This is a genomic window from Novosphingobium sp. B1 (assembly GCF_900176395.1).
Lineage (GTDB): Bacteria > Pseudomonadota > Alphaproteobacteria > Sphingomonadales > Sphingomonadaceae > Novosphingobium.
This window is the reverse complement of sequence record NZ_FWXL01000020.1, coordinates 1-20,566: the sequence shown is the minus strand read 5'-3', so window position 1 is coordinate 20,566 and position 20,566 is coordinate 1. Positions and strand designations below refer to the sequence as shown.

18 protein-coding genes are annotated in these 20,566 nt (G+C 54.2%); 17 read left to right on the top strand and 1 reads right to left on the bottom strand.

The genetic code is table 11. The annotated features are described in order from the left end of the window. Nucleotides 1–2 precede the first annotated feature (2 nt). Genes B9A23_RS19445 through B9A23_RS19430 form a run of 4 tightly spaced genes read left to right on the top strand, consistent with a single transcriptional unit; the run spans nucleotide 3 to nucleotide 4,027 of the window. The gene (locus B9A23_RS19445; RefSeq protein WP_084280888.1) at nucleotides 3–404 is read left to right on the top strand and encodes a GtrA family protein; all 402 of its coding nucleotides are present in this window, start codon (nucleotides 3–5) and stop codon (nucleotides 402–404) included. Continuing rightward, a complete protein-coding gene (locus B9A23_RS19440) occupies nucleotides 382–1,737 on the top strand; it encodes an FAD-binding oxidoreductase (protein ID WP_084280887.1) in 1,356 nt (451 codons plus the stop codon). Before B9A23_RS19445 ends, B9A23_RS19440 begins: the two co-directional genes overlap by 23 nt. After that, nucleotides 1,734–2,474: an SDR family oxidoreductase gene (locus tag B9A23_RS19435; RefSeq protein ID WP_084280884.1), complete on the top strand. Its 741-nt coding sequence runs from the start codon at nucleotides 1,734–1,736 to the stop codon at nucleotides 2,472–2,474. The genes B9A23_RS19440 and B9A23_RS19435 overlap by 4 nt, the downstream gene beginning before the upstream one ends. After that, a complete protein-coding gene (locus tag B9A23_RS19430; RefSeq protein WP_084280882.1) occupies nucleotides 2,471–4,027 on the top strand; it encodes a hypothetical protein in 1,557 nt (518 codons plus the stop codon). The genes B9A23_RS19435 and B9A23_RS19430 overlap by 4 nt, the downstream gene beginning before the upstream one ends. 9 nt (nucleotides 4,028–4,036) lie before the next feature. Here B9A23_RS19430 and B9A23_RS19425 read toward each other — a convergent pair whose 3' ends face one another. Next, complete coding sequence (locus B9A23_RS19425) at nucleotides 4,037–5,395, bottom strand: hypothetical protein (RefSeq protein WP_084280879.1); 1,359 nt, start codon at nucleotides 5,393–5,395, stop codon at nucleotides 4,037–4,039. Between the two features lie 518 nt (nucleotides 5,396–5,913). On the opposite strand from B9A23_RS19425, the gene B9A23_RS19420 reads away from it, so the two are divergent. The 13 genes from B9A23_RS19420 (at nucleotide 5,914) to B9A23_RS19360 (ending at nucleotide 20,151) form a co-directional block, all read left to right on the top strand. Next, nucleotides 5,914–6,489 (top strand): polysaccharide biosynthesis/export family protein, encoded by a 576-nt coding sequence (locus B9A23_RS19420; protein WP_217806634.1) that lies wholly within the window; start codon nucleotides 5,914–5,916, stop codon nucleotides 6,487–6,489. Between the two features lie 54 nt (nucleotides 6,490–6,543). Further along, a complete protein-coding gene (locus tag B9A23_RS19415; protein WP_139797583.1) occupies nucleotides 6,544–7,008 on the top strand; it encodes a hypothetical protein in 465 nt (154 codons plus the stop codon). A 48-nt stretch (nucleotides 7,009–7,056) separates the two neighbouring features. Continuing rightward, the gene (locus tag B9A23_RS19410; RefSeq protein ID WP_084280872.1) at nucleotides 7,057–8,352 is read left to right on the top strand and encodes an outer membrane beta-barrel protein; all 1,296 of its coding nucleotides are present in this window, start codon (nucleotides 7,057–7,059) and stop codon (nucleotides 8,350–8,352) included. 31 nt (nucleotides 8,353–8,383) lie between these two features. Further along, entirely contained in the window at nucleotides 8,384–9,187 is an 804-nt protein-coding gene (locus B9A23_RS19405) for a WecB/TagA/CpsF family glycosyltransferase (protein WP_217806633.1), read from the top strand. Continuing rightward, nucleotides 9,184–10,299, top strand: coding sequence for a glycosyltransferase (locus B9A23_RS19400; protein ID WP_176218080.1), 1,116 nt, complete (start codon nucleotides 9,184–9,186; stop codon nucleotides 10,297–10,299). The genes B9A23_RS19405 and B9A23_RS19400 overlap by 4 nt, the downstream gene beginning before the upstream one ends. Then, nucleotides 10,299–11,636: an O-antigen ligase family protein gene (locus tag B9A23_RS19395; RefSeq protein WP_084280867.1), complete on the top strand. Its 1,338-nt coding sequence runs from the start codon at nucleotides 10,299–10,301 to the stop codon at nucleotides 11,634–11,636. The genes B9A23_RS19400 and B9A23_RS19395 overlap by 1 nt, the downstream gene beginning before the upstream one ends. Continuing rightward, nucleotides 11,633–12,601 (top strand): glycosyltransferase family 2 protein, encoded by a 969-nt coding sequence (locus B9A23_RS19390; protein ID WP_176218079.1) that lies wholly within the window; start codon nucleotides 11,633–11,635, stop codon nucleotides 12,599–12,601. The genes B9A23_RS19395 and B9A23_RS19390 overlap by 4 nt, the downstream gene beginning before the upstream one ends. Beyond that, entirely contained in the window at nucleotides 12,598–13,608 is a 1,011-nt protein-coding gene (locus B9A23_RS19385) for a hypothetical protein (RefSeq protein ID WP_084280862.1), read from the top strand. Before B9A23_RS19390 ends, B9A23_RS19385 begins: the two co-directional genes overlap by 4 nt. Nucleotides 13,609–13,620: 12 nt before the next feature. Next, complete coding sequence (locus tag B9A23_RS19380; protein ID WP_084280860.1) at nucleotides 13,621–14,742, top strand: glycosyltransferase family 4 protein; 1,122 nt, start codon at nucleotides 13,621–13,623, stop codon at nucleotides 14,740–14,742. Between the two features lie 28 nt (nucleotides 14,743–14,770). Then, complete coding sequence (locus tag B9A23_RS19375) at nucleotides 14,771–16,231, top strand: oligosaccharide flippase family protein (protein WP_139797581.1); 1,461 nt, start codon at nucleotides 14,771–14,773, stop codon at nucleotides 16,229–16,231. Nucleotides 16,232–16,377: 146 nt separating this feature from the next. After that, the gene (locus B9A23_RS19370) at nucleotides 16,378–17,883 is read left to right on the top strand and encodes an O-antigen ligase family protein (protein WP_084280855.1); all 1,506 of its coding nucleotides are present in this window, start codon (nucleotides 16,378–16,380) and stop codon (nucleotides 17,881–17,883) included. A 170-nt stretch (nucleotides 17,884–18,053) separates the two neighbouring features. Further along, nucleotides 18,054–19,172: a glycosyltransferase family 4 protein gene (locus tag B9A23_RS19365; RefSeq protein WP_084280852.1), complete on the top strand. Its 1,119-nt coding sequence runs from the start codon at nucleotides 18,054–18,056 to the stop codon at nucleotides 19,170–19,172. A gap of 664 nt (nucleotides 19,173–19,836) precedes the next feature. Further along, nucleotides 19,837–20,151: a transposase gene (locus B9A23_RS19360; RefSeq protein WP_084280849.1), complete on the top strand. Its 315-nt coding sequence runs from the start codon at nucleotides 19,837–19,839 to the stop codon at nucleotides 20,149–20,151. The last annotated feature ends 415 nt before the right edge of the window (nucleotides 20,152–20,566 follow it).

The window sequence follows — 20,566 nt, the reverse complement described above, 5'->3', positions numbered from 1 at the left end:
CTATGGCTAATGTTTTTGTGCGCTATACCGCGTTTGCCTGCATTGCGACCGTCTCCAATCTACTAGCGCAAAGGTTTGTCCTCGCTCTTTTGACTGGCGCATTCGCATTGCCGCTGGCCATCGGAGTTGGCACCGGCGTAGGCTTGGTCGTAAAGTATCTTCTCGACCGCAAATGGGTGTTCCAACAGACAAAGGCGCTGACGCCAAAGAGCGCATGGGAGTTCGTTCGCTATACGGCGACGGGCGTGATCACGACCTGCCTGTTTTGGGGGACGGAAAGCGGAGCTTGGCTAATCTTTAAGACCGACGTAGCGCGCGAACTGGGAGCCATCCTGGGACTGGGGATGGGATATGTCGTAAAGTATCAGTTGGATAAGCGCTATGTCTTCAAATCCAATCCCTAATGGGCGGCAGGAGCGCGTTACGGGATGGGGGCGCTATCCCATCGTCGAGACGCGACTTGTCCAGCCTGCCTCGGATGCCGAGCTGTCAGTTGCGACTAGGTCGGATGGCCTGGTCGCGCGCGGCAATGGTCGAGGGTACGGTGATTGCGCTGTTGGCAAGGACGCGTCAGTTCAAACCTTGGCGCTCGATCGCTTTGAAAGCTTTGACCCCGAAACCGGCATCGTCGTCGCCCAGTCTGGCGTCTTGCTAAAAACTATCATTGATGTGTTTCTGCCTCGGGGTTGGTTTCCCTACGTCACGCCAGGGACCAAGTTCGTCAGTTTGGGCGGTATGGCTGCCGCCGACGTTCACGGCAAAAATCATCATGTTGATGGTACGATCCGAAGATGGATTGAATGGTTTGAAATAGTCTGTGCTGACGGGCAAATCCGTCGCTGCTCCAGAACCGAAAACAACGAGCTGTTCGAAGCTACGATCGGCGGGATGGGGCTGACAGGTGTGATCAGTCGCATTGCGGTTCGTTTACGCAGAGTGCAGTCCGCCTACATTCAGCAGCAGACTTTCGTAGCGCCGAACCTGGCGGCAGCCATGGAACTGTTCGACCGGCATGAGTCTGCCACGTACTCTGTTGCCTGGATCGACTGCCTCGCCGTCGGCGAGGCGATGGGTCGATCCATCGTCATGCTCGGTGAGCATGCGACAATAACGGACCTCCCCGTAGACCTTCGAGATGACCCCTTTGATTTCCCCCTGCGCAAGGCGTTAGGCGTGCCATTTGCGCCGCCAATCTCGCCATTGAACCGTTTTTCAATCCAGGCTTTCAATTCGCTTTATTACGCCGCTCAAAAGCGGAAAATTGGTCAGTCTTTAGCGGACTATGACAGTTACTTTTACCCGCTTGATTCCATCCATGATTGGAACCGAATTTACGGGCGGCGAGGTTTCGTGCAGCATCAATGCGTGCTTCCCGAAGAACGCTCACGCGAAGGGTTGCTCGAACTGCTACAGTTCATCTCGCGGCATACACAGGGCTCATTCCTGGCTGTGCTCAAAAAGTTTGGGAAAGAGGAAGGCCCTTGGTCCTTTCCGATGGCTGGCTACTCATTGGCCTTGGATTTTCCGGTGAATTACAACATCGAGTCCGCATATGCTGCGCTCAATGAGATTGTTCTAAGGCACGCTGGCAGGCTCTATCTGGCAAAAGATGCGCTGATGGGGCGAGATTTTGCTCACGATTCCGATCACAGGCTCGCCAATTTCAAGATGTTCCGCGAGCAGCATGGCATGAAGCAAAAGTTTGCTTCGGTTTTATCTGAAAGAATTGATTTGTGACCCAACCTTCGGTTCTTGTTCTCGGTGCCACATCCGACATGGCGCAAGCTTTTGCCCGCAAGATGGCCAATGACGGCTTTGACCTCGTGCTTGCTGGCCGCAACACGGATGAGTTGGACGCAATCCGGCGTGATCTGCTTGTGCGCTCACCAAGCTGCTCTGTCCAATGTCTGTTTTTTGATGCGATGGACATGGAAAGCCACCGTGAAATGATCGACAGACTCTCACCTTTACCGGAAGTGGCGGCGTGCTTCGTAGGATCGATGGGCGATGAAATAGCCGCGCGATGTGATGCCGGTGCTCTTGCCCTGATTCTGCGATCCAATTTCGAAGGTCCCGCCAATGTGCTCGGTATAGTTGCCAAGCGGTTTGAGGACCGCGGAAGTGGAACGATTGTAGGCATCAGCTCTGTCGCTGGCGAGCGTGGACGTAAAACCAATTACATTTACGGTTCTGCCAAGGCAGGCTTCACCGCGTTTTTGTCCGGTTTGCGTAACCAGTTACAGAGTGCAGGCGTTCACGTGGTTACCGTTTTGCCAGGTTTTGTTGCCACGAAGATGACCAGTCATTTGTCGCTCCCACCTGCGCTCACTGCAAAGCCTGAAGCAGTTGCCTCGGCGATCGCAAAGGCTATCCGGAAAGAGACGAATGTAATCTACGTCAAGCCGGTATGGTTTGTAATCATGACTATCATAAAGGCCATTCCCGAAAGCATCTTCAAGAAGATGTCGCTATGACCCGTTTGAAAAAGTTTCTGTATCACCACGATACATCGCCCAAGATCCTGCTCATTCCGGGGCTGGTGCTGGCGCTTGCTCTGGCAAGAATTTTCTACTTTTATTTCTCTCCCGCACAAACTGCTATAGCAGCGGTTCCTGACGACGCGTTCTACTTTATTCAGCTTGCCCGCCATCGGCTCGTCGAAGGCTTTTGGACCTTTGACGGCGTAGCACCTGCCACCGGGTTCCATTTGCTTTATGGCTACAGCCTCTACGCCCTTTTTGCACTTTTTGGTGATCTGGATTGGCGCACACTGCTACTTGTGGTGGGAATACCGGCATCCTTTGCTCTTGCACTAAGTTGCATGGTTCTGAGCGCTACCGCACGCCGCGTCATGCCTCAGCATTGGATCGTCGCTGGCATCCCATTGCTGACGCCTTTTGCGCTCCAGCAAGCAACTGCGCTCATGGAATCATGGCTTGTGCTTTCGTGCGCCTCTCTCACGGTTTTTCTCGGGTTCCGTGACCGCGCCATCGACACCAAGCGCGCTGTACTATTGATCCTCGTCGGCGTGCTTGGCTCGCTTGCCCGGTCAGATTTCGGCATGCTCCCGGGGATCATGTTCTGCGTCGTATTTGTTTTACGCAGACGTCTTCCCCGTCCCTGGCTGGGTCGATGCTTCTTCCTTCTTCTTGGAGCAGTTTTCGGAGTCACAACCGTTCTGATCCACACTTACGGTGTATCAGGACAACTGTCTCAAGCCAGCGCGCAGGTGAAGTTTTTCTGGTCCCAGGCGAGCGGCCATCACTTCCGCTCGGTGCTTTTCCTGGTCTTTGGAATGATTGCACCCGGTGTGCGGAGCCTGCCCAAGATAATGCAAGCAGGTGTCATTGTAAGTTTAGCTGCGCTTGCCTGCTATACGCTATTCGTCGCCATCAAGAACCGCGGCAATTGGCGGCTAGAGGCGCTTGTGCCTGGCCTGTGCGGCGCGCTCACGCTGCTTGGCTATGTACTCTTCTATCGTTTCAATTCCGCCGCTTTGGCGACCTGGTATTCGTCGAACCTGCTTGTGCCTTTCGGCCTGATCCTGGCCACCGTTGTTTACATTGTTTCACCACACGGCAGCCGGGCGATACAAGCTTTGCTTGTCGGAGTTTATGCGCTGACTGGCGCAGCTTCGGTCGCCCAAGCGTCTTATCCTCATCAGCAGGGCGCGATGCAAGCTGGGTTGCTGATTAGACACATGCCCGATGCCCGCTTTGCAGCATGGAATGCCGGCATCATCAGTTACTTTTCGCAAAGACCGGTCATCAACATCGACGGTCTCGTGAATGACGATACGCTAACTTACATTCGTGGTGGCACGCTTCTGTCTTATTTGCAGCAGCGCAACATTCGCTACATCGTCGATTTCGATGTGATGATGGCCCCGAAGTATCGGCGTCGGGGAGGCTACCTCAGCGCTTCATGGGATCGCTGTGTGGTCCGGTTGAGAACGCTTGATGACGAGCATGCTCCATTTCAACGCAGCCATCTCGCCCTTTATGAGGTGAAGGAGCGGTGCCGCTAAGCGCGTAGCTTATTGGCAACTCGCAGATGGCATCCCCCCGACTGCAAGATGCTGTTTGCACAACCAGCTCGCCAGCTTGGTCTCGCCGTTTGCGGTGAGGCCAAACGGGTCTTCGGGTAGCACCACTTTCTTGGTGACCGGCTTGATCTCGTCCAGAGACGGTGGCGTGTCGATTACGCGTGCGGTTCCTTTGCGGACACCCTCGATCAAGCGCAGATCAATCGGATTGCGGCGGGCTGGTCGAGAGCCCGCGTAGCGAAGAACCGTTTTTGGAACATCGCTTGAGGGGGCCAGTGCCCAGTTACTGGCTGCAATGGGAGGTTCGACAGCAAGTTCAAACTTGTCCGGGAAGCTCATTGGGCGGCCATCAGGGCCGATATCAATGACGTTACCTTCGATGAATATCTTGTCCGCCGGTCGCACGACGAACTTGTTGGGTAGAAGAATGCCCACCAAATGCTTCTTGCTGTCCATTCCCGATTTGATGACATTGCGCACAAACGAGACTTTGGTTGGTCCCTGTTTGTCGCGCGGATAAAAATGGAAAGCGTTCTGACCTGGGTTAAAGATAAGGTTGTTGGCGATATACGCTTGTGCCCCTTGCACGACGACGGGGTTTCGAAAATCGTTACTGACCAGCAGATTGCCGGTAATTTGAACTCCTGTGACACCGTAACCAACCAGCAGCCCCATCGAGTGCGAGCCTTTGGGATGCCCTGCGTTCCGCAGAGCCTCGCCAACAATCGAGTTGGTTATGGTAACCGACGCTGTCATCGGAAACCAAAGGCTCAATGCCTCATCAACAGACCAGCCCGCTGAAACATTCTCGAGGCGGATGTTGGTCGATTGGTGCTTTTCGTTCTCTGAAGATCCATCAATGCTTATGGCATCGCGATTATCATTGTCTTTCGCGCTGGCACCTGGCCCAGGGCGTACCGAGATGTGCTGAATGATTACATCGCGTGCTCTCACTCGAAGGGCACCGCCTGTGAGAATGATGCCAGGATCCGGGGCAGTTTGACCGGCAATCGTGATGTTTGGTCCGGAGATCTTGAGATCCTTGGCCAACCGAATCACGCCCGCCACGTCAAAAACAATCACACGTGGTCCGTTAGTGGATATAGCCTGGCGCAAAGAGCCCGGGCCGTCGTCGTCCAGATTGGTGACGTGAAGAATCTGGGTTCCAGGAGCAATGCCACCCTGCGTTGTGCTACCCGCCGAAGCAACGGCTTCCTCAGGGGTTAAAAGAGCAGCCATCAGCAAATAGCTCGGCACCAGGAGCGCGACGCCGCCCATAGCGAGCACGACTTTGCGAGTGACGTTGCGCACACCGTTGCGCGATGATGAAGTGTAACGACGCTTTGTCATGTGGATGCCGGCACTGTGAATCCGATAGCTCGGCACTCATGCTAGCAATTTCGTGTCAGGTCCATTGCAAAAGTGGGAGATTGTTTGCACTGCAATATGAAGTTTGTGCCCCTATGCTGCGTTGCGGTTTCATCTAAGTACAACATGATGGTTGATGCAGATGGTGAACGCACAGCCGCATTATGCTAACGTTTTGTTGCGATGCAGGTGGCTATATAAGCCACGAATCGGTGAAGTCCGAGCGTTCCGGCAAAATGGAAGTGTTTTGAAGCCGCGAGGGTGTTGCATTTTGGCACTGCTTGCAGCGGGAATCGGTGGAACAAACGGGTAAGTTGCAGGGTTCAGGTCGGGTAAACCATTGTGGCTTGATGTTCCCCAATTTGGGACATTGGGTGTTAACGGATTTGACCCCTTTGTGCTATATTGGCTATTTGCAATGTGTGCGGTGCAACCGTGCGAAAGGGAACGAGATGCGTTTGCTTAAGAAGTATCTTGGAGGTCTAGCGGGTCTAGCACTCATGCTGCTCGGACTTGGTGCTGTCCCGGCATTCGGGCAGGGCACGACCGCCAGCGCTCCTGCGCAAGCTACTGCTGCTGGTATCGCGTCGCAAGGCGGTGTGGCGAGCAATGCTGTAGTCGCTTATCGCTTCGGCGTTGCTGACAAAGTCCGCGTAACGGTATTCAACGAGCCGACTTTGTCTGGCGAGTTTACTGTCAGCTCCAATGGCATGCTGTCTTTGCCACTGATTGGTGACTTGGCGGTGCAGGGCAAGACGACACAGGAAGTGATCACCTTGATCACAACGTCGCTGGCCGATGGCTACCTGCGTGACCCGCGGGTTAGCATCGACGTTCTCACCTATCGACCCTTCTTCATCCTAGGGGAAGTCTCGAAGCCTGGTGAGTATCCTTATAGTAACGGTTTGACCGTTATGAACGCCGTCGCGACTGCCTCGGGTTACACCTATCGCGCAAACAAGAAGAAGGTCTTCATCAAGCGCGCAGGTGAGACTGAAGAGAAGCGCTTTGATCTGACACCCGGGCTCGAAGTGCAGCCTGGCGACACGATCAGGATCGGCGAACGTTATTTCTGACGCTCGGCTGGCAAGAGCAAGTTTTCCTGCCGGCTGCATTGAAAGGGTGCTGCTATGAAGAAAGTGGCTTTACAAATCTTGGCAGCCGGCACTGGGCTTGCGCTTTGCACGTCGGCAGTGGCGCAAGTGGCAATGAACTCTGTTGATCCCTCTTCGGGTTCTGAAGAGGTTGCGCCAGATCCCCAGCAGGTTGCAAGCCTTGCTGAGAAGTTCCGCGCGATCCTGGCTGGTTTCTCCGCCGACTCCGCTCAGCAGGACATCGAAGCTGCGCTGGTGTTCGAGGCCGACCAGTCTGGTCTTCCGCAAAACGTGATCACCGAAGCGTTGAGCCAGGTCCTGGTTGGTCAACAGTCGCGGGTCGCGAGCAATGCCCTGTCCTTGATTATCCGCGCGCAGCGTCGTGCTGCAGGTCAAGGCACGGGTGCCCTTTCGGGCACTGAAGCACTTGATTATTTTGGCGATGATACTGGTCCAGCCCTTGTTTTGGGCGGTGGGGCTGACTCAGACTACCGGTTCTGATATCGGCACCGCAGTTAAGTTGGTTAACAGGGACCAAACGGGGGATTCATGAGGACTAAGACCTTTTGTCTGCTGGCTTTGAGCGTAGCGGGTGTCTTTTCTGAGACTGCGCAGGCACAGGAGCAGAGGGTGCTGGTGCAATCGCCCGTGCCGTTCCTTTACAGCCGCGGCCGAAACATTGCCGTAACCGACCGCGACAAGCCGGAGCTGCAAGCACTCGGCATCAACGCCGGCGGTTTCCAGCTTTATCCGCGTTTGCAGGTTGGTGTCGCATACACCGACAACGTTTACCGGCAAGATGCAAATAAGATTGACGATGTTACCTTTACGGTCGAGCCGGGTATCGCGGCGCGCTCGAACTGGTCGCGTCATATGCTGAATCTTACGGCGAGTGCGCCATTGGTTCGCCAAGCAAAAGAAACCCGCCGGAATGAGAATGGCTGGAACGTTGCAGCTATCGGCCGCCTTGACGTCGGCAGCCAGTCTTTCGTCAATGTTGAGGCGAGCACTGCGCAGCTCTTTGAGTCAAACTTTTCGGGCGCGCAGCTGGTAAACTTTGCTTCTCCGAGGCGTTTTCAGCGCACATATGCGGCAGTGCGTGGGAATTACATCACGGGCCAGTTCCGCATAGTCGGTGCTCTTGATTACAACAATTTCAACTTCAAGCCGGTTGAACTATTTGACGGCTCAAGGCTGTCGCAGGACGATCGTGACCGCGAGGTCACTCGTGCCACTGGCCAGGTTGAGTACGGAATCTCTCCCGATACCTCTGTGTTCGTGCAGGTGGGTTACGCTAATAGCCGGTATAATACTCCTATCCCTGGCCTTGGTGTGAATCGCGATTCGGACTCCGTTCGGGTTCTGGGTGGTGTGACGTTCGACCTGACGTCGTTCATTCGGGGCAGCGTCGGCGTCGGCTATTCCGACTACAATTACAAAGCCGCGGTCTTTCCCGACATGAAGGGTTTCTCGGTAGAAGGTCAGCTCGAGTACTTTCCAAGCCAGCTCACCACGGTTGAGCTGCGGGTGCGTCGTCTGATCGAAGACTCAACTCGCGTGGGTTCGAGCGGCTATTTCAACACCGGTGCACGCCTTGGTGTCGACCACGAGCTTCTTCGCCAAGTGGTCCTGAATGCCTGGGCAGATTACGAAGTCGACACCTATCGCGGGGTCAATGCCAAGGCAAAGATCCTCCAGTTTGGTGCTGGTGCGCGATATTCCCTCAACCGCAACGCTGCCCTTCGATTGGAGCTGACCCATGGCGACCGTAAGCTTGAAGGGGTCACGATCGGCACACCTTTCAACGAAGAGCGAGCAAGTCTCACTCTCCAGCTCCAGATCTAATGAGCACTCTGACTCCACTAAGGGCTCCGTGATGGACAGTCTGGAGCCTGCGTATGGCAGTGCAATCAGAAGGGTAAACATCGGCGGCCTGCCGACCGTTGCCTTGGATGCAGAAGACATGGCCACCATGATGGTGGAAGATTGCAAGGCGGCGCGCATCTCGCGCGCCGCTTCTGCTGCATGCGCGCCCAGATTGGTCTTTTCGTCCAATGGGCAGGGTATCAGTCTCGCCAATCGCGACCGTAAGTTCCACGAGACAATGACCAAAGCAGATATGATCCATGCCGATGGCATGTCGGTCGTATTTGCTTCTCGTTTGCTCGGTACGCCTTTGCCTGAACGCGTGGCGACAACAGACTTCTTTCACAATGCAGCACGCGCTGCTCAGCGTGAAGGTTTGTCGTTCTTCATGCTTGGCTCCAGCGAAGCGCAAAATGCGAAAGCATGCGAGAAAATCAAGGAAGCCTATCCCGACCTGAAGATTGTTGGGCGGCGCAATGGCTACTTTCCCCCCGAGGAAGAAGCCACCGTTTGCGCCGAAATCGTGGCCTCCGGTGCGGACGTTCTTTGGATAGCCTTGGGTAAGCCTGCACAGGAAGAATTCTGTGTTCGCAACAAGGAGCGCTTGCAAGGCGTTGGATGGCTGAAGACTTGCGGGGGCCTCTATGCGTTCCTCGCAGGGGACGCTAAGCGCGCGCCAAGATGGATGCAAAATGCCGGCTTGGAATGGGCATTCAGGGCCATGCAAGATCCCCGCCGGTTGTTATGGCGCTATTTGACCACCAACCCGCATGCGTTCTTCTCGATGTTGTTCGGATCACGCGGCAAGATATGACCGATCAGAATTTGGCAATGCAGCCAGGTGCCATTGCCGTCCTGCTACACGATTTGCGTGGTGGTGGCGCTGAGCGCGTAATGCTCAATCTTGCAAAGGGGATGGCCGCCGCTGGTCGAAAAGTTACACTGGTCCTGGTGAGCGCCGAAGGAGCTTATCTGGACCAAATCCCAAGCGGAATTGGCGTCGTCAACTTAGCCCAAGCTAGCGTCTTTAGTGCGATTCCAGCGATTGCTCGATACGTCAAGGCAAATAAACCATCAGCTATTCTTTCTGCGCTGCCTCACGTCAATGTCGCAGCATTACTGGCAAAGAGGTTGTTTCGACTAAATGTCAGAATTGTCCTGACTGAACACAACCAGATCACTCTCAAAGCATCTCAAGCAAGTGGGCTGCGCCGCAAGCTGACATTCTTTCTAGTCAAGATGCTCTATCGTTATGCCGATGCGGTAGTTGCTGTGTCCAACGGTGTGGCCAAGGATATCGAACAATACGCCAATTTGAGGCGTAGTTCAGTGCATTGCATTTACAACCCTAGTTTTTCGCCATCAATTCTTGAAGCTGCAAAGGAGCGGCCCGAGCACCCATGGTTTTTTGACGGTGGGCCTGACATTTTGCTCGCTGCAGGAAGGTTGCATAAGCAAAAGGCGTACGATGTACTACTTCGCGCGATCGCATTGGCACGTCATCATCGCGACGTCCGGCTCTTGGTGATAGGCGAGGGCGAGGAGCGGGCCTCTCTAGAAGCACTTCGCGACGAGCTTCGGCTTCAGAACGTTGTCGACTTTGCAGGATTTTCGAATAATCCATATGCTGTCATGGCAAACGCACGCTTACTAGTGATGAGTTCGAGCTGGGAAGGCCTTCCAACGGTCCTCATTGAAGCTATGGCGTGCGATCTGCCGATTGTTTCAACGGACTGCCCTAGTGGGCCGGATGAAATTCTTGCACGTGGAACTTATGGGTACCTCACCCCCGTAGGAGATGCGGTAGCCTTATCGAACGCGATCCTAGCTGCTTTGGAAAGTCCGAAGCGAGGCGGACCGGAGCGGGCAAAGGCGTTCAGTGTTGAGGAAGCGGTAAAACGATATCTCGAAGTGCTGGATCACTGATGCAGAAAAAGAAGTTTAGAAAAGTACGGAAGCAGGGGCGTGTTGTAGAGAGACTGCAATACGCTTACGACGTCTTTGCCTTTCTCCTGCTAATCAGCGCCTTGGACTTTTTGTTTTATCAAGTCTTTGGTTCTCGCGCCGAGTCCTTCGGGGAGGTCAATGGCCCTAGACTAGCTGTGTCCATGGTTGTTTATGCAATAGCATTAATCATGTCGATATACAAAATACCGGCGATTAAAAAGGTCGTGTCGGCAAATCTCTTCTTGATACCCGTATTTTTCTTGCCGCTGCTATCGGTGCTCTGGAGTGTCGATCAAAAGATAACTTTGTTTCGAGCATGCGCCTACCTTCTCAGCTGTACCTTCAGCTTATATCTGGTTGTTTCATTGAAGCCGGAAGAATTTTTTCGGCGCGCAATGGTGGCAACTTTCATCGGTGGAGTCTTGAGCCTTGCCTGGGTCGCATTAAGTCCCGCTGACGCCATCCATAACGGGGGCCCTTTGGCTGGCGCGTGGAAAGGCGTCTACGGCCATAAGAACGATCTGGGACGCATCGGTTCGATTGCCATCGTCATGTCTCTTTTTGCCGAGCCAACTGGCAAATGGCAAAAGCTTATCAGATTAGCAAATATTGGGATTTATATTTTTCTTGTAATCATGTCTGATTCCAAGACTAACTGGCTTATTCTTCTTTCTATGATTGGATTTATACCACTAACAAAGTGGCTCCGAAATCCGGCAACATCGCCCTCTCTTCGGCTTATAGCTGTGGGCGGTGGGGCAACTCTGATTTCGATGTTGGTAATACTAAATTCGAGCGCCATTCTTGCCGCAATGGGGCGTGACGATTCATTCTCGGGACGAGGTACTTTGTGGAATGGGGTTAGCTCAATAATCGCAAGCAAGTATCCCGTTTTAGGTGCAGGTTATGGTGCGTTCTTTACCGACGCCGGGGGTGTGTGGGATCTGAAGGGCTACCTGCGTTATTGGTCAAGCTTGCCCAATCATGCTCACAATGGCTTTTTAAATGTGCAAGCGGACATGGGCTATCCAGGCCTGATCGTCCTCATAACCTTTTTGATCTTATCGGCTGTGCGGGTCGTTCAGAAGATGATTGCAGAACCCTACCGGCCGGTGTGGGCAGGTTGTGCCGCGCTTTTATTCCTTTTTATCGTAAATAACATTTCCGAAAGTAATGCCTTCGTACATAGCGATATTCCGTGGATCATGCTGCTGGTGAGTTATGCCTATCTCGCACCAGCGCAGAAGATCGCGGGAGTCAAAAAGCGCGGGCGAAAATTCCGTTTTCGCTCATTGAACGATGCGAGACCTGCGTGACGAGAATCAAGCCTACAGTGGCAGTCGTGATTCCTTTGTACAACAAGGGTCCGCACATTGACCGTGCTATTCAGACGGTCCTTCGCCAGACCGCTGCAGTGAATGAAATAATCGTTGTTGACGACGGGTCGAGCGACGATGGCCTGGATCGCGTTTGCGCGGTAAACGATCCTCGCATCAGCATTTTTCGGCGTACCGAACCTGGTCCTGGCGGATATGCCGCTAGGAATGTTGGTATAGAGGCTGCAAAAAGTGAGTGGGTTGCGTTTCTCGATGCTGACGATACCTGGCGTGAGAATGCGATTGAAGAGGTTCACAAGTTAGCAAACCAAGCAGATGCCGGTGTGGGCACCTTGTTTACGGCCTATGATCGTGACTACGGTGACGCTGTCTGCCCTGTCACCGCATTTGCTAAAATCATGCCGGATGGCGGCCGCCGGTTTAATTTTGACGATTTCGTTGATGCGTGGCTCGTTGCTGGCCATAGTCCAATGTGGACATCGGCTGTTGTTGCGCGCCGCAGCACTCTTATCGAAGTTGGCATGTTTCCTGAGGGGAAATGCAGGAGAGGTGGAGACAAGGATACGTGGCTCAGGCTTTTGTGGAAGAAAGATGCTCTCGGCAGCCCAACCGTAACAGCCAGCTACCACCGTGACGCTGTGAATATGGTCACGAAAAGTACTTCGATGAACCATTATCCGTTTCTCTGTCAGACCCTGAAAAGCTTTTTACCGACAGGTGATGCAGACCGCGATTTCCGCATTCGTCAGCTGATAAATTTCGAGGTGTTTGAAAGCGCCAAGGAAGCCTATCGTAATGAGGCCCGTGTTGACCCGGTTCTATACCGCGGATTTGATTGGCGCCTTAACCTCAAATCGTCCGCTCAGATGATGGCGATGCGTTGGCTTCCACAAGGTGTTATCGCCTCTCTGCGGGGGCTCAAGATCCGAATGGAACATTCGTGACCAGTGCTTTTTCCAAGAGCTTGCTAAGCTTCATCGAGGAACGTGCGGCGCAACCGGGCGCCAGCGGTGACGTTCTAACGCAGTGCGATATTGCCTATAGCAGATGGTTCCTCGGCTTGGACCCGTTCGAAGATGACCGGGCGTTCGTGGAGTTTACAAAGCTTCTCGCTCGGCATGATCTTTCAGGTACCGTCAGTCGCGGATTGCCTCGAGTCAATGTCCACACCACTGCATACGCTCTTGGCGCTTTGAACCTTGCTTCTGAACGCTACGGCGAAGGTGCGGGTCATGCTCTCAAAGGCATGGATTGGCAGTGGGACTTGCTGCTCGACCCAGTTACGCTGATACCCAAGTGGCCGTGGAAGTTCACTCACCATGCCTGGCGGGTGAGTCACTGGATCGGTGGGAGCGCGTCGATCGTCGCAAGCCTGTGGCGTCTTGCGCCCGAGATTGCAGAGCAAATTTCACTTCCGCAAACTTATGCTGTGCTGGAAGCGTGTGATGCGCTGATCAATCCAAAGACCGGTTTGTTCAAGACTTACAAAAGTGAACTTTTGCAGTTCGCATTTCGTAACCTTTACCGGATTCGTCATGACCCTGACGCTGGTGAGGTTGGCGGAATCGTTCACCTGCACTGGATAAACTATGCTATGGGCCGAATGCCTTATCGGTCTGCGCGCCCGCTCTGGGATAAGAGCTGGAAGCTTATGCAGAAGGAGCCCTTCATGGAGTCCGTTCCTTACTGCCTTGATTTTGATGTCGTGCAAATCGTGAGAACTGCAGATCCGCTGTCAGCAAGGTCCGCGCAGGTGCGCAAGCGTGCTGATCGGTTCGCAACTGACGTTCACGATTTTCTCGCGAGCAAGCTCGACGATCAATACACTCTCCACAAATTGCCAGGCGCATTAGCGACCATGCACGAGTGTGCGCTCATCTCTGAACGCTCATCCGTGGCCGGAATTGATATCGCACCACGCGATGTCATGATGGCAGCCTACTGGATCTGAAAGATAACCATAATGGCCAAGATCGTTGGCATCATTTCGTTCATGAACGCTGCGGGGGCGCAGGAAGCACTTCTACGCGTGTCTCGAGGCCTGCGCGCACGCGGGCACGACATGGAGATCTGGTTTCTTTATGAGGAAGACAGCATCCATGCCAACGAACCGCACATCCGCGTTTTCGAACGTAAGACACGACTGACGCCGCTCGAATACGTCAAGGTCTTCCTGCGCCTGCGCTCAGAACTAAAAGCCGCGGCGCCCGATAGTGTGGTCGGTTTCCTGCCGCTCGGAAACGTGTTTGGAATGACCGCAGCTTATCTCGCAGGCGTTCCTTGGCGTGTTGCCTCGCAACGTGCTCCGGGGCCAACCTTCGGCAAAGCCATGCGCATTTTGGACCGGTATCTTGGTGCCAGCAGCGTCTACCAGAAGATCGTCTGCGTTTCTGATGCTGTCCGGCGCTCGTTCCATGACTATGCGCCGGAGTACCGGAAGAAGCTTTCTGTAGTCCATAACGGCATAGAGTGGACACCCAGCGATGCTTCGAAAGAGGAAGCGCGCAGGATTTTGGGATTGGCACCCGACGCTTTCATTTTCGGCGCCATCGGGCGGATGAAGGTTCAGAAAAACTACTTCTTCATGCTCGATGCCTTTGCTGGAACTTCCAACGGCATCCTGGCCATTGCTGGCGACGGCATGCTGCGCCCCGAGTTGGAGCAGCACGCGCGCAAGCTTGGCATTGAAAACCGTGTGCTTTTTATGGGAGCACTTGACCGGCAGGAAATTCGCCACTTCCTGAAAGCGATGGATGTCTTCGTCCAAACATCCCTGTATGAAGGGCAAAGCAATGCTGTCCTGGAGGCGATGCATGCAGGGTTGCCAATGGTGCTGAGCGACATCCCCGAGCAGCGTGAGACAGTGGTGGACGAGGCCGGAGACGCCTGCAGCTTGCTTGCACCTTTGGGAGACCTTCCAGCTTGGCAGAAGGCGCTGCAGGAACTTGAAACTTGGCCAGAGGTACGCGCGGCATTAGGCGAGGGCGCTACGCGGCACGTCAACGCTCGCTTTACCTTGGACGCCATGATTGACGGCTTCGAGCGAGCGCTAGTGACCGACCGCCCATCATCTCCCGTCCGTTGATAACCGCTTTTTGCAAGAGCGTGCGTCAGTGACGAACCTTAAAAAGCAGTATCTATCCAGTTCGCTCTGGGTGATCATCGGCAGAGGCTCATCGAATGCGATGAGCTTTCTCGTTTTCGTGGTCATCGCGCGATATCTCGTCCCTGCACAGTTCGGGCAGGTCGCATTTGCGGCGGTTTTTACAGACCTCACGCGAGCTTTAGCTTTGGCTGGGATCCCCCAAGCCATGGTCAGATCCTCTGATTGGGAGCAGCGTCGGGCATCGACAGCCTTCTGGCTGAACCTTGGACTGGCAATCGCTTTGGCAATTGTCGTTGGCGGTGGTTTCGGGACAGGGTTCGAGTGGTATTTTGGCGGTGGTTTTGGCCTGATCATTGCCTCACTCTCTGCAACGTTCGTAATCGAGTCCTCGAGCTCCATTCACGAAGCCAAGCTCCAGAAGGAGTTCGGTTATCGCTCGCTTGCAAACCGTTTGCTGATCGGAACGCTGATTGGGGGCGTCGTCGGCATAGCCATGGCTGTCTCTGGATTCGGCGTGTGGGCGTTGGTGGGCAACCGATTGGCTAATTCGATTGCTCAAGCACTGTTACTTTGGGCGACTGTGAAATGGCGGCCCTCGTGGACTTACGACAAGGATGAAGCCAGACCTCTCCTATCGTATGCCTTCCATCTCGGCGGATCAGCCGTGATCGGCAAGCTCAACAATCGAATTCCAGACCTGTTTCTGGGCGTCATCGCAAATCTTACTGCCGTCGGCCTTTATCGTGTCGGTTCGCGAGCAGTGTTCATGATCCAGGACGCAGTCATTGCCCCTCTGCAGAACACGACGCTCACCACGCTATCTCGGGCAAATGAGCGAAACGCTCTTGCTTCTGCTTACACACGTATTGTCATGGCATGTGGCTTGCTGGCGTTCCCGGTATACGGCGGTGCGGCCCTGATTGCGACCGACTTCACGGTGCTGGTGTTCGGACCGCAATGGCATCTGGCAGGACAAGTCATGACGGCTCTTGCACTTGCAGGAGCGGCATCGGCACTCTTGTCCTTTACACCGCCGACCTTGGTGGCGGTAGGGTGGACCCGCTTTGTGCTGATCAACAATGTGTCGACGTTCGTTATCGCCCTCGTCCTCACGGTGATCCTTGCTCGTTGGGGAGCCGTGGCTGTGGCCTGGGGTTATTGCCTTCGAGCCTACCTCTCAGTTCCATTGTCACTGGTGCTTTTGGGCCGAGCTACGGACATAGACGCTGTGAAAGTTATCAAGGGTCTTGCTCCAAGCTTTATCTCTGCGAGCCTGATGGTTGGCGGGCTGTTCCTCGTTCAAGAAAATCTGATGACCGAGGTGACGCCGATTCTCCGTTTGCTCGCCATGGTGGCGGGAGGTGTGCTTCTTTACCCCGCGTTCTTAATGATTTTTGGGCGCAAGCTGGTGCTAGACCTTTGGCGGGAAGCGAGCCATCTTCTTCCTATCCGAAAAGGCAAAGCCTAATCATCTGATTTTGATTGCCTCATCTGCCGGCCACGTTAAGAGTTCAGCGTTGTCGGCAAGCTCTCAGGGTCGGAGCAGGTCGTTCAAGGAACCGGTTGGCAAAAGTTGGTCGGTTGTGGTTCACGGGGCTCAGGTAGAAAGCTTTTATGGCCGGGAAATCCCTAGTCAGGTCGCGGCGGGGCGGCCGGTTCAAGTGGCTGCAAGGGACGCTCACCGCAACGCCGCAGGACATCGCTAATGGCCTCCTGGCCTTTATGGTCTTTATCGAGATTTCAGCGCTGGGCGTGAACGACCAATTGCTGCAAGCCTACGCGAATATCTTGAACATATTCATAGCCTTGGTAGTTCTAAACTGGCTCAAGGCAGACTTGGCGTTCTGGAAGCAGATTGCATATCCATTCCTGGCGCTTGCTCTTGGCCTGACGTGGGCTTGCTTGCCTGTCTTTGCGACCACGTATGACCTTTGGTCGGTCATGCCCGGGGCAAAACCGCCCCGCCCGGTCCCGGATTTACAGTTTAGTGGAGGCCTGCGCTTTGTTAGCCAAATGGCCATCCTGATGACCGCAACCCTTGTCGGCTACCGCAGGGCGTCAATGCGTGCGTTAGTTGACTGGATCCTGATCTTCGGTCTCGCCAACCTCGTGATGGGCCTGCTGCTTCGTTGGGTCGACCCACAGCATGTCTGGGGCATGGCCAAGACGATGCATGAATTTCGATTCACCGGCACATTCCAGAATGCGAATGTCGCTGGCGTACTGTTTGGGGCCCTAGGCCTCTTGGCGCTGGGTGAATTGCTCGCACTGATAGAATTTGGCGGCATTCATCATGCTGCGGCAGCGCGCGGATGGAGCACGTTTTACGCACTCTGCGCATTTGCCTTTTTTGGCGCGCTTTTGATCACGGCTTCCCGCAGCGCAATCGTGCTGACCATCCTTGCTGGAACTGCGCTGGCGATTAGACCCTACATCGTGCGCAAAATGGGCCTCAAAGGTGCTTTGATCGGATTTGTCATCGCGGCGGTCATGCTGGCGCTTGTACTATTCGCTGCAAGTTCGCTCGATCTCCCGGTCCTTGCCCGCTTCAGCCAAGTTGGCCCGGACAGCGTTTATCGCAGTGCTATCTATGGTCGCTTCTGGCAGATTTATCTTCACTCACCTTTATTTGGGTATGGATTGAGCTCATTTTCAGATGTGAACCTCGCCTACCTCGAAACTGCACGCGAAGCGCGCGAGTTTGGCTACATTAATGCCGCACACAATCAACTTCTGCAGTTGTTGATGGCTGGCGGGTGGCCGTTCCTGGCCGCACATATCATCGCTATTGCAATCATTGTTCGCCGCTCTGTCTCACAGAGCACCTTGTCAGGCGCGAGCGCCTTGGCCCCGTGGCTAGCGTTACTGGTCGTGCTAGGCTGCTCAATGATAGATATCGCGCTCACCGTTCCTGCCATCCTGACCTTTTGCATTGTTATCATCGGGAACATGTGGGGCAGGGGGGTACGAACTCGACTTGACGCCATCATGTTGGCGAACAAGCCCAAGAGCTATTACTCCTGGAAAAAAGCCAAGCTCAGGGAAGAGCAAACTGACGCGGTAAGTGGCACGACTGGTGAATCGGCTCCGTTCAAGCAAGCCATCTCTTGGACGAGTTGAATACCTCGTCACTAGGGGTAAGAAAACCCTGACATTCCTTAAAGCGGGCCATTGATGGTGAAATGGGAAATAGCGACGTTCGAGGGACTTATCTCTGACGGGCCCCAGAAGGGGAAGTCAGCGTATCATGACGGCAGCAATGTCATGGCTCGTCGCTTAGGCCGAATAACATGAACCTACATGTGGCATTCCCTTACAATGCAGATCAAGTCGGCGGTAGCACTGTATCGTCACTTACGCTGATCAGGGAACTCGTTCGCCTCGATGTAAAAGTGACGGTCATTTTACACGGGGAGGGGCCGCTTGAAGCAGACTGTAGGGATTTAAACCTAACAATTGTCAAAGCACCTGCGCTGTCGCAGCGACCGATGGCGAATCGCGCCGATGGATTCCACTTTCGCAACCTGTTGAGTACGCCAAAGTTGGTAAAGATCTTGCGGGATACGAAGCCTGACATTGTTCACATCAATGATCTTTCAATGCTGCGAACATGGGCGCCGGTTACAAAAATTTCCAGGGTGCCGATGGTCAAGCATTGGCGAAGTACCTTCAAGCGAAGTCTGAGCGTCTATGCGGGACTAATGGCCTCCCAGCGTGTCATCGCTATTTCGAATTACAACGAACGAACCTTGCCGGCGCGGATACGTGCAAAAACCGTGCTTGAGTGGAATCCTAGCGATGTAATGCTTGGTGATGACGAACGAGCGAAGGCCAGAGTTGAAGTCCGCGAAACATTGGGGCTGCCACCAGACGCCAAGATAGTTGGAGTTTTCGGTAACCATTCGCTTCGAAAACGGACCCACGTTCTTGCAGATGTGATTGCCGCGTTGAAAGACGCTGGAGATGTATATGGTGTGGCATGCGGTAAACGCGCTGAGCCATACGACCATTTGCTAGACGAGAAGATCGAGGCGTATGGTCTTGAGAATAGACTTTTTAAGCCTGGATTCGTAAGTCCTGTCACAAAATGGATTGCAGGGTGCGATCTGGTGCTAGCTCCGGCGGTGCGAGAACCGTTTGGACGCGCATTCTTGGAAGCTGCCGCGGCAGGGACGCCTCTCATAATGTCGAGTGATAGCGGAGCAGCAGATCTAATTGAGCATGAGCGATCCGGCTTGCTAGTTGATCCCGAGGATCTCAGCGAATGGATCTGGCAAAGTTTGCGTGTAATCCGGGACAATGACCTAGCGGAAGGTTTGGTTCTCGCTGCGCGTTCTTCGCTAGAAAGGTTCAGTGCGCCATCTCATGCATCGCGTATCAAAGACATATACGAAAAACTTCTTCACTGATTCGCCCTTGGTTAATCACCGAACGACGAGAACTTACACAGTCGTTAGTTATCCCTATCGCGGTGAATGGTCTATTGGTGCGATACAACGCGCGAAAATTTTTTGGATTCGGTCAGTTACTGCGGTCTGATTGATTGTTGATTATTAATTATTGAGTATTGATCAGGCGTTTCGTCCCTTGTCGGTTAAGCATGTGTGCGGATTTAAGATACTTGGTCAGCCGAAAGCCTCACCCCTGCAGTAGGACACTTCGAAGAACCCATTTACATTGGGGTGAGCCGCAGACAAGTTGCTGCCGGAGGCCCTGATGATCCCAATGCTCGGGTTAGATCGGCGTAGCCATCCGGTGATGGCGTGATCAGGCAGCGATGGCGGTGCGCTGAGGTTGCCAATTCCATGGCAGAAGTTCATCGATTTCGATGCGGCCGTATCCGAGGGTTAGCGAAAGGCCGGCCCAGCGAGTTAGCGAGTAGCGGGTCGCCTGTGACGAACTCTGAGAGCCGTAGGAATGCGTTGGTTTTGCGGATTTGAAGTAATCGTATTTGCAAGGTTTCGGACGAGATCGGGCAAAAAGCTTGCGATTTTGCGCGCCTGCGCACGTAGGAGCTTCCCTCGAATTTCAGGTCGTGATTCAGTGCGCTGGTCGACACGATGGGGTTTGCCGATGCCGTCGAAAAAGCCAGCGCCGCGCAGTGACGAGCTGTTCCGCAGCCAGCTCGACAACGTGATCGATATAGAGCACGCGCTGGTGAAGCTGGCCCGACTGATCGACTGGTCTCGCTTCGACGAAGCGTTTGGCCGGTTCTATCACGAGAAGGGGCGGCCTGGCCTGTCGACGCGGCTGATGGCAGGCGTGCACCTGTTCAAGCACATGGAGGGTCTGGTCTGTCCGACGAGGCAGTCTGTGCCTGCTGGGTGCGGATTCCGAGGTCATCGCGCGCAGCGTTCCGAGAATTGTCCGCGCAGGATTTTGAGATGATCGCGCGCAGTTTGAGGTGTGGGCAGCCTGATCGTTGGGCCATTTCTCTGGTCGTCAGTCGACTAGAAGAAATGGATGCCGACGAGGGGTAACAATGCGCCATGTGCGCGAGTGTTGATGGCGGAGTAAAATGCCCCAGAAGTGACATTTGAAAATTCCCCGCTTCTTCTCGTTGACCCTGTCCGGGGCGCGCCCCGGACAGGGTTGTTGAAGGACAGTTCACAGGAGCCGTAAGGCGACATCTACCTTTACGATTTGTCGCCTTGGCCTGATCGATTTCCCGGCGGGTAGTCTTCCGGGAGAGGACGATGGGTTGTCTCGCCCAAGTTGGACAGTGCGTTTGATAAAATGGTTTTATATCAATAGGGTGCGCGCGGGCGCGCGAGTGTTACCACTACAATGTTCAATGGTGTGT